4 protein-coding genes are annotated in these 15245 nt (G+C 61.2%); 2 read left to right on the top strand and 2 right to left on the bottom strand.

Features of this window, described 5'->3' with window-relative positions; all coding sequences use genetic code 11:
* Positions 1 to 10: 10 nt before the first annotated feature.
* On the top strand, positions 11 to 3121 hold the full coding sequence (locus VL752_RS01570) for a glycosyltransferase (protein WP_325351976.1): 3111 nt from the start codon (positions 11 to 13) through the stop codon (positions 3119 to 3121).
* A complete protein-coding gene (locus VL752_RS01565; RefSeq protein WP_325351975.1) occupies positions 3118 to 5781 on the top strand; it encodes a hypothetical protein in 2664 nt (887 codons plus the stop codon). Before VL752_RS01570 ends, VL752_RS01565 begins: the two co-directional genes overlap by 4 nt.
* Here the strand turns inward: VL752_RS01565 and VL752_RS01560 are convergent, their stop codons facing one another.
* Both VL752_RS01560 and VL752_RS01555 read right to left on the bottom strand, forming a co-directional pair.
* Positions 5782 to 9351 carry a hypothetical protein gene (locus VL752_RS01560; protein WP_325351974.1) on the bottom strand — a complete coding sequence of 1190 codons (3570 nt, stop codon included), beginning with the start codon at positions 9349 to 9351 and terminating at the stop codon, positions 5782 to 5784.
* A gap of 23 nt (positions 9352 to 9374) precedes the next feature.
* On the bottom strand, positions 9375 to 14228 hold the full coding sequence (locus VL752_RS01555; RefSeq protein WP_325351973.1) for a hypothetical protein: 4854 nt from the start codon (positions 14226 to 14228) through the stop codon (positions 9375 to 9377).
* Between the last annotated feature and the right edge of the window lie 1017 nt (positions 14229 to 15245).

The following is a 15245-nucleotide window of genomic DNA, read 5'->3' as shown; positions in this document are numbered from 1 at the left end:
GAACCGGATCGTGCACGGACTTTGGATTGGGCCCCTCTCCAGGCTCGAGCTTCTCACGCTTTGCTCGTTCGTCGCCAAAGGGCACGAGTTTCACCTCTGGAGGTATGAGAAAACGCCCAATTCGCTGCCACGCGGCGTGGCAATTCGGGATGCCAATGAGATCCTCCCGCGCGACCAGATCTTTCGTAAGCGCGTCGCAGATAATGACTTGGGCATCGGCGGGGGCAGTTATGCGCTGTTCGCCGATGTGTTCCGAACCAAGCTGCTCCACGAGCAGGGCGGGATCTGGGTTGACATGGACGTTCTCTGCCTTCGGCCCTTCGACTTCGAGCAACCCTATGTATTTCGCGGCCACCGCATGGGCGCCGTGTTGAACGTCATCAAGTGCCCTGCGGGGACGAAGCTGACAGGGGACCTCCTGGACAATGTCGTGGGGCGGATTAGCGACGAGTCCCGATGGTTTGACTTGGCGCGGGCCTTCGTCGAAGGAATTCACCGACAAAGCCTTGAGAATTTCATACTCGCAGATTTGATGCCGCCCGATGAATGGGAAAGCATACGACCCTTCGTTGACGGCAATGCCGAATTCGATCCCAATTGGTTCGGCCTGCACTGGATGAACGAGCTATGGACCGCGCTTCGCAGGTCAGGCGGCGCCTACAGGGGCAACAAAATCGCTATGCGTGTGCCCGATAACAACCACCCAGTGCCGGGGACTCGCATCTATCGCCTGTACCAGCAGTTTGGCCTCCTGCCGTCAACGCATCGCTCAGTTCCTTCCCCGCGCGTCCCGATGACTTTGATCGCCGCAGCGCAGCCGCTAGCACCCTCTTTCGCCAATTCGCTCCATCTCAACAGCGTCGTTCCGAGCATGGCGCTCGGCGGCGCGGAACGTCTTGTCCACGATGTCGTCAGTCGCCTGCAGGAAACGCAGGTGACGTCCAACCTGTTTCTCCTCAACAACGCCCAGCCGTCATATCCGACAGACGCCATCGTCGGTTGCAGAGTTGTCAGCCTCGACGGGCAAGCATCGCCCACCCGGATGCGGTCGATCGCCGCCGAGGTGCTGGCCTCGGCTACCGCGACCGTCTTTACGCATATGGTGAGCTTGCGCGAGTTGGAGACGCTCGCGCGTGCGGGACTTAACGTCATTCCGGTCATTCACAACGCGCAACCCGCGTGGCGGGATGCGCCGCAGGCTTTCGACAAGCCGTGGATACCCTTTGTCGTCGTGGTCTCGGAGGCGGTCAAGCGCCAGATGCTGGCGTTGGGGTGCAGGAAGCCAGTCGTGGTGATCCGCCACGAGTTGCAGCGTCCACCGCCCGCCGCCGAAGAGGCCGAGATGGAGCGGCAGGAGATCCGGCGGCGGCACGGCATCCCGGATGATGCTTTGCTCATAGGCATGGTCGGCCAGTTCAAGGCGCAGAAAGCCTACACGCGTGCGGTGCGGGTTCTCGCAAAAGTGCAGGAACGGGTGAAGGCGCGTCTGATGATCCTGGGTGGTTGGGATCACGAATGGGGGGCCGGCCGAGCGGCCTACACGGCAACCTGTCGCCAGGCGCTGGAACTGGGCGTGACTGCCGACGTGATCATGCCCGGACCAGTGCATCCTGCGGAGCCTTACTACTCAGCTTTCGACGTCTTCCTGAACACCAGCATCTACGAAGGCCTTAGCATTGCGGTGCTGGAGGCGATCGGCCGCGGCTGCCCGGTTGTTTCGGCGGACGCCGGCGGCAACGCCGAAGCGCTAAGCGCCACCGACATGCTCGTCGAAGACTCCTCGGACGTCGATATGTACGCCCGAGCGATCGGAGAGGTCACCACTCGGCCGCAACGCTTCCTCAATCCGTTGCCCGTCGACCCCGACCTTGTGCCGCGTCTTTGGGCACTCCTGGGCCGTTATGGTCTTCCCGAAAGTTCGGTCCGGCCGAGGCCCGAGCCGGTAACGCTCATCTTGACGGAGAACCTCAATCTCGGCGGTCCACAACGTTCCCTGTCAAACCTGCTTCTCGGTTGGCCCGAAGAAAAGCCAGTTGCGGTCGCCGTCCTTGAACCGTTGTACGGGCCCGGCTTTCTGCACCATCTTGAAGACGCAGGCATCCTCCTCTTCAGTCTTCACAATCAAGCCACGGTCATGGAGCGCTGCGAACGCGTTCTGCAGCTGATGGAGCAGATGGGTGCAACCACGCTCGCGTTCTGGAACGTCCCGGCTGCTCTCAAGCTTGCAATTGCCAAAGTGCTGGAGGTGCGGCCGCTGCGGCTCGTGGACGTAAGTCCGGGACCCATGCTGCGTGACGAGTTGTTCGCCGCAAGTGACTACTCGCGCCGTCTCTCCCTGAGCATCGCCGATTACTTCGCGCGCATCGACTGTTTCGTGGCCAAGTATAGCGACGGCATGCCGCTAGAGCTGCGGAATGGCTCTCGGGATCGAGTTCGCGTTATTCCCAATGGCGTGCCAACAGCCTTCGCGTGTCCCGCGGCACCGCTACCGACGGGGTGGATGCCAGAGCTGACGATCGGCACGTGCTGCCGTATCGTCCCAAGCAAGCGGCTTGAGCAACTTGTAGACATGATGGAAGTCCTGGCGGCGCGCATCCCAGGCGTCACGCTCACCGTCGTTGGCGCGGTTGATCCATGGCATAAGGGCTATGCGGCATATGTGGCCGACAAGATCGGACGCGCCGGCTTGAGCTGTATACGGTTTGTCGGCGCCCATACGGATGTGACGCCTTTCCTGCAAAGTTTCCGCGTCTTCGTGATGCTATCGGACGACCAGGGGTGCCCCAACGCGTCGCTTGAGGCAATGGCTGCCGGCGTTCCGGTTGTCGCCAACGACTCGGGTGGAACCGCTGAGCAGGTTCTCCATGGCATAAACGGCTTCATCGTCCCCACCGCGAATCCCACGGATCTGGCCAGTGCTGTCGAAATTCTGTTGCGGGACCCCGCGATGCGCGAAGCATTCGGAATCGCGGCCCGCCGTCATGTTGATCTGGCGTTCCCGATGTCGCGCATGGTTTCTGGATATGTCGAGACATTCACCGGGATGAAGTGCGACCTCGACTTAGCCGAAAATGTCGAGGAGGTGTCGACCCGCTGCGTTGCGACCGGAGGCGGAACATGAAAATTCGCATAGGCCTCCCCGATGATCGAGACTTCGCGGGATGGCTGACTGTTCTCGACGCTGACGGTGCAATCATATTCGGGCCCGTGCCCGCTGCGGGACGCTCGCATGATGATCTCGCCTTGGCTCACGGCAATGCATCGCGCAATCCGCTTCGGCTGTACGGTGACACGCCGCTTGGCACTTACGCGGTCAGGGCTATCGCCAAAGCGGACCACGGGAAGGGGCATGCCGCCGCGAGCGTGGTCTTGCTAGAGCCTGAGACGGACCAGGCGGCCCTGGCGGATGCACACGGGCGATTCAGATTCTTGATCCAGGGCGGCGGTGGCGATGACGAGCTTCAGGCCACCGCGGGAGGGATCCGCCTGCGCGAAAGCGACAACGTGCGCTTGGTGGCGCTTGTGCGGCACGCGCGCGGGCGCGTTCGCTGCGAGATCAGCCCGACGGACCAGCTTGGGTCAATGATTTCTCTTGCTCGGGCGCCAACCGATCACGATCCGCCGGCCTTGCCCGGCCAGCCGTATGTTCCGATACATCCCTCCGCCATGCAGCCCGGAGCGATTGGCGCGATCGGTCGCGGCGCCGGATTTGTCCCTAGAATGTTTCTGGCAACGGAAACCTCGGGGGCTGGCGGCGGTGGCACTTCCTATGGCGGAGCGGGCGGAGCTTCCGGTGGCGGCGACATGCCGGATGCGCCCACCGGCACCACCGATGATCCGCTGCCGGCCAGCGGTGTCGACATTGCGCCAAGGCCGGGAATAGATCTCAATCTGCCAGCCGATCAGACGATCGTCAGGATCATGGACACGCCTGGTGGCCCGCTATTCCCTGCAGCAACCTCTCCCTCCGGGTTCACCCCAATCGCAGGATTTCAGGTAGGGGGCTGGCAGCTCAGCATCGGCACGCAGACGACTGATTCTTATACCAACATGCCAGGGACGGGACCCTATACGCCATATTCAGGTAATCTCGTCGGTCCCTATTCGGGCGGCCCGCAGGAGGGCGTTGGCAGCAACCAATACACGGGAACGCTGCCCACGGAGCCATATTCGAATACGGTGGTCGCCAGCCCGGCTTCGACAGGGGACCAGACAGGCCCAACTCCCGTCCAGCGTGACACACTCGACAACGAGGATGCTGCCATTCAGCAGATGGTACAAAGGTTCCAGAAATACGACCAGGACTTGGCGGCCTCCCAGGCCGCTCAGTCTCAGCAGGCCCAAATACAGACGCAGCCGGCGACGCCAACGAACGCCCCGGGCACGGCAACAAGTGCCGGCAGTGCACAGCCCCCTCCCCCGGCTAGCGCCACGACGGCTGGGAATTCGTCGGCAGACGACAGTATTCTCCCTTGGGGACCGGCCGCCGCCGTGGGTGCCGCTTCAAACCAGCCAAACGTGCCCCGCGCCACGCCGCCGGTGAGCGGTCAGCCTGCTAACCTGGGCCTGGAGTCCTCGGGTGCCTGGGACAGGGCAAATCCCAGCCAGGCGGCACAGGCAGCTATTCAAGACCAGATCGCAGCTGGTTTTCTGGACCCATCCTACGGGCGGCCAGGTGCTAACATCTCCTCGGCCACCGCAAGCACGGAGGGTTCGATCAACCGGCTCATCCGTGGCCAGACGGCGGAAGTCTCCGCATACCAAGCGCGCCGCGCTCAAGGCGAGATCGGCATTCTGGCGCCGAAGGGTGCTTCGGTGCGAGGCCTCGACTACGCCACAGCGTCGCGCCTTCCGAGTGGCGAATACCAGATCAACGTCGCCGACACCGCCTCGCGATACACAACGAATCCGTTCAAGACCTCCCCGGGGACGGCAAAGCCAACATGGTTGGGGGAACTGGCCAACACGTTTGGCCCGAACGGAAATTTCCGCCTCTCGGACCCAGCCGCCGAGCAAGGCATTCGGGACGCTCACGCTGCAGGCCGCATCAGTCCGGTGCAAATTGATACGGTTGACTTCAGCCCGCAAGGTCAGGGCAGAATGACCGTCAACGGAGTGGAAGTTCCGATTGACTCCGCCACCACGCCGACACGCGGCGGCGGAGCCGGCCCTGGTGGGGGTGGGACCGGAAATGCGGCCGCAACCGGGGCCGCGCTAGGTGGCGGCATCGCGACGCTTATTAACGCAATCCAGATTCTATGGAACCCCGACGCGCATCCGGAGGCGGTACGGGAACTCGTCACCACGGCATTCTTAGGCACCGCGAGTGGCGCGACGGGAGCGACCATCGAGTCCACCTTTGCGCGCTCCTTCGCCTCCGCCACTGGCGGTGCAGAAGCATCAAGCATAGAATCCGCGGCCGGGCGATCCCTGGGTGGAGCTTTCGCCGGCGGCCCAGCCGCGGCGATATTCACACTCGGACAAATGGCGCTCAGCGACAAAGAATATACGACCGTGGACTACGAGGCTAAGGGAACGAGATCGTTCGTATCTGGCACCGCTGGCGGCTTGAGCGGTGCCCTGGCGGCAGGGGCGGTGGGTGCGATCGGGTTATCGGAGGTGCCCCTGCTGGGCACCGCCGTCGGCTTCGTGGGAGGCTTCCTCGGTTATCTGGCCTTCGATGCTCTGTTCGGCGACGACGTGGAAGACGCCGTGCGCGGGCAACCTGCCCAGATGGGCGATTTTGAGGTCGTGCAAGACCCTAGCGGCTTCCTAACCTGATCAGCAAAGGGGCGGAACAGCGGCCAGGGGAGACACGCGCAGAATTCGAACATGCCCGAGGTCACCTCCAAGCGGATCCGCTATGTTGCCGACATCCTTAAAGGTCTCCACGACGATGACACTGAGTGGCGACGTCGGTGGAAGGGCGAGCATGGCCAGGATTTCCTGGATGGTTGCCCGTTCCCACAGGCCTCCGGCACTGTCAGTGCCGATCAACTGCACGAGTTCCCGCCTGTCGTTTTTGCCCAGCCGCAAGCGGTCGAGAAGAACATTGCGCTGGCTGCCGCCATCCGCCTGCGTGACCTGAGCATAAAGCAAACCCCAGAGCTGAGTGAGAGGAGGCGACTGCATTAGGCTGCGGCCGCCGAAGACAGGCTTCGCATAGGGCGCGCTGACGCCGATACTGGTGGGAAGGCTGTTGACGGATGCCAGCAGTGTCGGCGGCGGATGCATCACGCCCGCCACGGTTAACGCGGACCCAAACCGTCCCTGGGCGGTAGACCATCGACGAGAATGGCCGACCCTGAATTCATAGACGAACGTGCCGAACAGTTCCGGCGCTTCGACGGAAAGACCGGTCGGCAATGGCAATATGAAATGCACGTCGGATGTGGGAGATGGAATCAGTGGCTGCATGGCGTTGAGTCCGGAACGGTCATCCGATTGGCCGGGCACAATGGTGCGAATCAATTCGGGATCAATGGGAAGCGGAGGTGCCGGAGGCGTCAGGACGGAGTTCCCGTTGTCCAGGGGTGCGCCGGTCAGGATTTGATCCGGGGCGTAAGAAAGGACCCGAGCGAAGTAAGTGTCATCCGGATCGGCGACGGGCTGCGCAAATTCAATCCAGAGTGCGCGTTGCCGAGCATTAGTGAACGAATAGTCCGCTGCTGGCGCGTAGGGTGTGAGAGCAATTCCGGCCGAAGCCAACTGCGGGGTTTGCATCGGTCGGGCGGCAACGGGCAGCAGCAGTGGCAGTTGCAGCGGCGGGTCCTGCGTCACCGGAGCTGCGGGCCAGATCGGGGTCACCGTATAGGATGGTGTCAACTCCGCAGGAAACGACCCAGATGACGGCTTGGGATCAATCGCATCGAAGAAAATCAGCCTTGTGCCACTCCGGCTTGCCCGACCCTGAAGCGCCGCGGCGCTGGCGGACATGGTCATGTCGATAGTGCCGACGATCTCGTTGGCTGCATTCCTGATTTCGAAGCTGATCGGAGCCAGCAAGCCCCAAGTCCAATCGCGTGCAAGGTGAAGGGAAACGACAATCAGCCAATGGTGCGTGAGCTCGCCTTTTGTGGCGAAGGTGATACTGCCATGGTCAGGCGATAGCGTTTTCGCGAGAGTAGAACCGCAGCCGAAGAGAATCCGCTCCCCGGCCTGGGCCGTGTACGTCAGGCCGCTGACATTAAGCCCAAGACTAAGGGCAAGGCGTGTCGAAACGTCATAAGGGGCTGTGCCTCGCTGGCCCAACACATCCAAGCTGGCCGCCACATTGCTTGTCAATACGGGGTCGGGCTGCAGCATGATGCCGCAAATGCGGCTAGCTTCGATTTCCGGCGTAAAGATGCCGCTCTCGTCCAAGCCGTAAGCCCCCGTCAGCACTTCAATTTTCTGCCCGACGGTGGCGGCGATGGATCCCCAATACAGTAGTTGCGGGTCCGGCGCAGCGGCTGCGCTGAAAACCAGCCGTATGGCGCGCTGGCGCGGCAGCACCAGCGCACCTACGGCAGGCTGGGCCGAAAAGGCAGCGATATCGGGCACATCCTGGAACGCGATGTCAAGTTGCAACGGCTGAGATGAATCGGCGGGAAACTCACGAGTTGTCTGATAAAGCAACGAGTACGGTGCTGGGTCATCCCCTTCCACATAGATCTCGGCATCGTTAACAAGCTGACGCACTTGCACTTGGATGGTTAGCGAAATCGCATCAGGGTCCGGCAATGCGGCTTCCCGCCCCGCCGCGATGGCATTTGGCAGATCGGCGAGCAGGCTCTCGACGGCATTCGCCAAGCCAGTAAAGACCACCGCCGGATAATTCAGCAAAGGGCGAGCAATCTGGTAGCTGGTCTGCGGGGTCGCGGGTGTAGCTGTAAGGTCGAGATCGGTGAGTGTTACCGGCTTGAATGGTACAAACCGCCGAAACGGAATGGTCGCAATAGGTGCGGGCCCAGGATTGACAGCGTTATCGGAAAGCCCTGGCCCACCCCGGCTAAGGTCCATCAGCCGTACGCGCACATCGTAACTCTTCCCGTAGTGCAGAGGGACCGCGGTAGCGTCCGGTGCGGCGATATAGGTTTGTCCGACCGAAGGGTTCGCCGTGCCGTGTAGCCTCAGAGCAATCGGATCAGTGACCACGACTGAGCCGCCCCGCCACTGCGCGAAATAACTCGAGAGCCACAGGGCGGTTGGCGATGTCGGATCGAGGGATGCCGGAAGAGTTTCCAATGCAAGTTCACCATCGAACGTCCCCAGTTGGGTAGTGCCGATTGCCAAGGAACCAGTGACATGGCAAAGCGAGTTCCAGGGCACGTGCCCCTTCTGGCGTACATCGATACAATATCCGGCTGTGCCAAAAGGAGCGTCGATTTGCGTCGCATCGATCTGGCGATTGAACCATGTCGTGATCTGCTCATCATCCCAGCCGAGACGCAGCCCGTAATCCGCGGCCGGCGGCAACCCGGCGCCTGATGTGTCAAGCAGATCGAGGGCAATTGGTTGCGACCCATGGACGATCTTGGCGAACCCATCATCATACTCCTCCGCTTCTATAAAAACAGAGTCGTATGAGCTGGATGGCGGAGTCGAAGTTACCGGGAACAGCACCGCCGCAAAGAGCGGCCGGGGCGCAGAGAGCACCGGCAATCGGGCCGCATAAGATTGAAATAGGGTGGAATTTGCGGCGATCTGCGGCGCGAAATCACCGGACGAATCAAGGTTGACATATATCCAGCCGCCGTCGGCATAGAACGTCGTCGTAGGCAGCGGGCAATCGACTTCGTAAAGCAGCCCGAGCGCCGTCGAAACCAGAGGCTGCCGTAACGCGAAGCCAAGGACGCGTCCCCAGCTGACCGTATTGGGAGGTGCCGCCTGCGGCGTTAGCTTAGCCGGCAGGTTCTCCAATAGGCAATGGTAAGAATCGTCCGTGACCGCAAAGGGAGTCTTTGGTCGATCAAAATTGAACGCGTTGCGATAGCTGTCGGGAAGATATTTGCTAATGCTAAAGCCCGTCCGCCGAGGCGTCTGGCCCGGTAGATCGGGAACGATGTTGAATTCCGAAGCAAGCTGCTGAAATAGCGGGCGCGATCCCGCGGGCGCCACGGTCGGTAGAGCAACCTGTGCACTAACCGAAGCTTGCATTGGCAGGCTGGTTAACGACGGAATGAGTTGCGCGACAAATTTTGGCTGAGCATCGGCGAACGCGGGAGAGTCCGGGACCGGAAAAATACCGGGGAGCGTTGAAGAGAGCGGATCTCCTTGCGGCAGGATAAGAATGCGCAATCGCAGATTTGCGCCATCCCAGCTTTGCGGAAAAACCTGGACACTCAGTCTGAAAGCGGGGCTTGCGCTCATTGCTCGGAGCCTTGTCTATGGGGTCACAGGGAGACCGTGGGCAATGCCTGCGTGTATTGGACGGTTTCACTAAAGCTTATATTGATAAACCAGCACACGCTCACGTCGACCGAGACACCAAAAGTCGCCTGCAAGGAAAGATTGAGGTCCGTCAGTGAAGGGTTGTTGTCAATGATGCTTCCGCTCGCCTCGGCAGAAAAGGAAATCGCGAACAATCCTTTCGCGCTCCCGGAGGCGGGAATACTCGCCGACACGGAAAGCGTCAGTATCAATCCCAGCGCAACGGAGTCGGTCGAGGCAAAGCTGATTGAAAGGCTGAACGCCAGTGACAGAGACGCCTGAACGGCAATTACACCGGGGATGAGAGTGCCGCCTATCGATGCAATGCCTCCCAATTGGAAGCTAACCTGTGTGCTCGCCGGCGATGAGCCGGCGGCAAATCCATGGCTCACACCGAAAGACAACAGGAACCCAACGTAGACGGGAACGCCCGGGATCACCGCCCATTGCATGTTCCCGCCGAGGTTGAAGAAATACGACCACTGCTCGGTGATGGTCGTTGTCGAACTTGATGTGACGCTCAAGCTGTTGCCGAAGCCAGTTTTTACCGAAAGTCCAATTTTCCACGTGCTCGGGGCGGGTGGCTGCAGGATCGGTGTCAATATTGGTACTAGTGGACTTGGCAATGAAAAGCCTAGAGACGCACTTAACTTATAGCTTACGGCCTGTTGGGATCCGGAATTCGAAAACGCCAGGGCAAACGGATTCGGAAAGCCTAGTTCAGCTAGAAAGGCAAGCAATTCCTCGAGCGGGAGCAATACCGAGCCGAGAACGAATTGAGAGTTTTGAAACGAAACGCCGCTGGTGCTGGATGCGGCAAAACTGCCGACCGTGCGCATCAGCCCGTCGAACGGCGTTACGTCGACCCTGACATTGGTGGGCGAAAGCGCAATCGACCAGTTGCTCGAACTGATGGCAACCGAGACTTGGGTCGGATTGGGAGTCTGGGCCGCATCCGAATACTCGAACCAGATGGCACCCTGGCTGTCGGCGGCAAGGGAGCGGCGCGGCATGCTTGGGGGGAATGATGCCGGAACATTGGCCAGGGTAAAAAGACCGGCGCCGCCGATCTGGAGCGCGTAATTTGCGTCGGGGAAAGCGAGGCAGCTGTCCTGCCTCGGGCAGACCGAAGTCGAGTTCATCAGTGCAAACCCGTCGGCCAGCAGTGGCGTCTGGTCACTGGTGAAAGCATTGGCGCCCGACGTGATCGCAGGGCGTGGAAACAAAATCCGCGTCGCGTCCGTCGCGTGCAACAGACAATAATCCATCGACGGAGAATCGGAGGTCCAAAGATCCGCCGGCTCCGCCAGTCGCCATGGCATCGTGCTGGCGCTGCCGCCCGCGACGCCTTCCTGTATTAATGCTACCCCCCGGGCAGGGTCCACGGGGGCCGGTTCGCTCATCTTGTCAATTCTTGAAAGCACACTCCAATTTCCCGGTTGCGGAAGCACCAGGCTTCCTCGCGCCGCAACACAGAATTCGTGTGGTTCTGGAGCTCCCGGGTGGGGAGCATTGTCCACTTCTACGCGAACAATCCGCATTGTCTGCGCGGTGCCTGCAATTGACGTGACGCAATCCACCGGACCGCCCGGCGCCCCCTGCGCCGCGATCAGCGCTGCCAGTTGCGCCGCCGTCAACGGAGTGTGTGCGGGCTCCGTTTGCACCCAGCCGAACAAGCCGGTGCTTGCTACCTTGCCCTGGGACACGCCCTTTATGGCGCTAGGAATATCGAGATCCGCATCGAAATAGACGCCAACAAGCTTCACGGCACCTGAGGCATAGCTCTGACTGGTGTCGCTGATCTGGCGGATATTGTAAGCGCCACGGATCGCCCCGGGATGCACTGTGATGCCACCGGTTTCGAAAAGGCCCGGTGTCGCGGCGACCCAGCCGCTGTCGCGACGATAGACCTGGCCGTTGTCCTGACGGTCGATGGTGATCGTGCGAACGACGATTGCACCCCATGGGTGTAGGATGCTTTTTACCTGGACAACTTCACGGCTGGTGCGACCCACCATGATATTAAAATGCGCCTTTACCACGGCAGGAGGAACCGCAGCCGGGTCAGTCCAATCGCTGAAGCTTGAGGCGCCGTATCCGGAGAAATCAAGCCGGCTGACCGGCACGAGCGCTCCAGCTGCACCCGGCGCGAAGCTGGCGTTGAAGATCTCATCGACGTCCGGACCGAGCACGCTGAGTTGCAGACCGCCCGGTGGCGGGGGCGGCCGATCATCCAGCACCGGATTGGCATTCTTGTCGACGAGGTTGCGCAACTGCACAGTGGCACCTGGCAGTCCGATGGCGGAGCCGGCCGTCGCCGCCGTCAGACTGATTTGGTTTCCGCCGGTCATCGAATTGGCAGGGAATGCCGGCCGCACTTGCACGAGGCCGGGCCGCTGCAGCAATGGGGGAGCCGTCGGCGGACGCTCTGGGAGAATGACCAACGCCATCATGCCGAACGGCATGGGGAACACGGCGGATCCGGCCTTCCCGCCAGCATAGCCGCTCAACACTTGTTTCAGAAGTGTCGACGGCGCCACGGCAACCAAGGTGACGTCGTTGACGCCGAGCATCATAGGGCCGCCATCGTTCAGAAAGCCGACGGGTGACGGGAACGGCGACGGCAGGACCTTTGGGTTCTGTATGGTGACGACGGGTTCCCATTGCACGGGCGGTACGGTGAACACGCGCAGGTCTCGGCTCGGGGCGACCAGATCGAGACCTGAGATCGACAACAGGGGGCCACCTGATTGGGTAAGGGCTGCTGGTTCCGGGCGCTCCAGCGCAATCCCGACACCGAATTGGTCAATATTGCTGGACACGTCGAGTAGGAACAGTTCGGGGCTTTGGCCGCCGAGACTTCTGTTGAACAGCGCCCGCAATCCGTTCTGCCATGCTTGATCCTGAGCGGCCGCAGTGGCGGTCGAGCGCGGGGGCGTTGGCGCGACGGTAGAGGCACTCAGAGGTTGGACCACCAGGTTGCCGGCGGCCGCTACGCTATCGCCGAAAGTGAGCTGCGGGCCCTCGGCGGGGCTCCATGTGACGAGCGCCAACAACTCTGGGTTGGAGAGTTGAGCGCCCTGGCCCGAGATGCGCCCGGGCACGGTGGTCCCCGTTGCCGTGGCCGACGCCGCTCGCAGCGGGAGGAAGTTCGCCGCATAGGGGTCGGGCAACGTAGGCAGCAGCACCTCCATCCCAAACGCGAGCAGTAATCCGCCGGCGGTCAATTCCTCGGGCGTATTGGTGAAGCTGCCAGCCACCATCAGCAGCAGTGGCGGGGTGGTTACCAACAGCGCATTGCGCAGCGCTAGTGAGATGGGCTTGGCGGGTAAAGCTGAGGCGGCCACCTCGCCGGCCACAATGACGCCACGCCGGGTGGCGGTCTCGTAGATGACGAATGTTCCCGGGAGGGTCGGGCCGAGATGGCTGCCGTCGGCGGCGACGGGTCGGTCAATACGCGCAGTGACCAGCGCCCCGCAGGACAGAATTTCGACCTGCTTGGCACCAGCGTAGGCGGCAATGCTAGTGTAGTAGAGTGTCGCGCCGTTCGAGACCGTAAACCCGGCTGTACTGAAGAACTTATTCCCCGGCGTGCCGGTTGGTTTGTTAGGCCAGAGTTTGATGGTAGAACCGAATTGCCGGGTGATGCTCATCGTTCCGAGCAGCGACAGCACACCGCCAGCGGCTTCCAGGAACGCACTGCTAATACCCACAGGGGCGCCTGCGGACCCTGTCCAACTGGCGCGCAAGCCTGCCCCTACCACGAGTGCGAGCGCCCCAGCGGTCGCGGCCGTGCTAAGCTGCTGCGGCGCGGTGACCACTACGGATAAGGCCCAGGCTGCGGACGTGATCGGCGCCGCGCCGCTTAGCTGGAACAATGTGGAGAGGACGGAGGTGACCGCGAATTGGGCCGACCGCGGCGTGAATGGGATCAGGATTTGGGCGAGTGCGGACTCATAGACCGCAGATGCATTGTGCCAGATCAAGTCGACAGTGGTGCCAAAGATGGTTACCGACGCCGGTCCGGATGCCGTGACCGACGCTGCCGACGGCGTGAAGACGAATGTCACTTGGCTCGGCATATCAGCGACGGCCGCGCCACCATCGGCGCCCGGATTGCAGCCGCCGCTCGGTCCGGGTTGGCCTCCAAGCTCGATTGTAAGTGTCAATTCGGTTGCGGCGGCAACCTGCAGACCGCCGGCCCGGTGGGTTGCAGCGGCCGAGAATGTCAGGGTTCCGCCCTTAATGGCGATGCCAGCATAGCCCCCTTCCGGCGCGCCGGCCGCCAGTAGTTTAGCCTCGATCCAGAGACTGCCTTCTCCCACCGTGAGCGTGTTCGGAACAGCGCCTGAACTAATCGCCAAGGGCAAAACAAAGAACGGGGCGGCGGTCGCAGCCCGGAAAATGCTCGCTTCTTTCAGCGGCGGGAAAGTATCGACCCAGTGGAGGGCCCCGATCTCGTCAGCGAATGGACCGATCGATCGCGGCACCATCCCGGTTGAAGCAGCAGGCGTTAGCGCCGCATTTCCCAAGACGGGCGCCGGAAGGCCACGCAAAACCGCAAGTGGTACGGGCTGGACCGACGTCGCCGCCTGATCCAGAACTTGCCCGAGCGCGACGGCATCGAGGGCCGACGGCGCACGTGGTGGCGCGGATGGAAGACCCGGCGCTGATCTCGCGGTGGCGTCCGCGTGGTGCAACAGGCTCGCAGCAAGTGCAGAGCGGGCCTTGAACAGATCGTCCTGTGAGGTTCCGTCCGTGGCAGAAAGCCCCGCCGTGACAGCCGTCAGCTTAACGAGCGCTGATGATCGTTCCACAAGCTGTCTCCTCGCGCAGTTGGCCGTTGTATCCCAGCTCACGAGCGCCTGATGTTAAGAGCGTCTGCTCTCGATCTATTCCGTGACAGATATCTGCAGTCGATAGCGGGCCAGCCGCTTATGACACCGCTATCGTCAGGCCCCACTCGGACGGCCGCCCCCGCAGCTCTGACGACTTCTTCCCTTCGTTATTTGGCCCGCAGCGAAGTGACACTTCAGGCATTGTCTGTCTTTGCCACTTCATGGTCCGGGATAGCGGCGAGAACTCTTCGATACGCAAATTGCGACCTTCAGGTCCGTCTCGACTCTTCGGTTATCGTCCTGTCTAGGCGCAACAAGAGGGAGCTGTGGCTTTCAAATGCGTCGATCCCTTGGCTTTGGCCGAGGTCGTGTCATACAAACTTCATCAAGATGAGCAGCTACGCATCTTGTATCGTGCCAAACCAAATTGGATTGACTGGAAATAGGTTACTTCGTTGCAAACCATTGCCAGAACAATCGACTATTCTGCCCGCAATCGCTCCAATGTCGATATGCTGACCTGAGAGGGCTCGATACACTTAGGCAAGATATATCAACTGCTTGGCCGCCGTTTTTATCGAAGCGCTTTTACCATCGGCGGCACAGCCGATGCATGCAAAGCTAGCGTAATCCGGCCAAACTGCGGCCCTTAGCGATCGCGATCGCTGCGTATGGGTCGGTTCATCCGGAATTCACGCCAATCGTCCGACAGCACACGAGCATAATCCGGCTTGACCGTGAAAGACATAAGTAACGTCTCGATAGCATGCGGCAAAGACGCCAGACGCGCCCGATGCCGTGATGGCCTTCGCCAGCAGGACCGGTCGTACCGCCATCTCCCGATCTTCGACTGAAGACATATGCGTTTCTTACAGCCTAAGCCACAGGATTCAGCGAAGCCAGAGAAAAACATCTACAGCGACCCGGGTTTCTGCGGCAATAGCGCCAAGGGTCCATCAAGCGCCGACACCACTGCGAGAGGCTAGTAAACTCTGT

It is taken from the genome of Acidisoma sp. (assembly GCF_035492295.1).
In the GTDB taxonomy this organism is placed as follows: domain Bacteria; phylum Pseudomonadota; class Alphaproteobacteria; order Acetobacterales; family Acetobacteraceae; genus Acidisoma.
Note: the sequence above shows the minus strand (reverse complement) of the source record. Positions and strands in the feature narration are given on the sequence as shown.

Excerpts from the sequence above, each read along its gene's own strand:
- VL752_RS01565 (WP_325351975.1), top strand. The coding sequence starts at position 3,118 with ATGAAAATTCGCATAGGCCTCCCCGATGATCGAGACTTCGCGGGATGG.
- VL752_RS01560 (WP_325351974.1), bottom strand. The coding sequence starts at position 9,351 with ATGAGCGCAAGCCCCGCTTTCAGACTGAGTGTCCAGGTTTTTCCGCAA.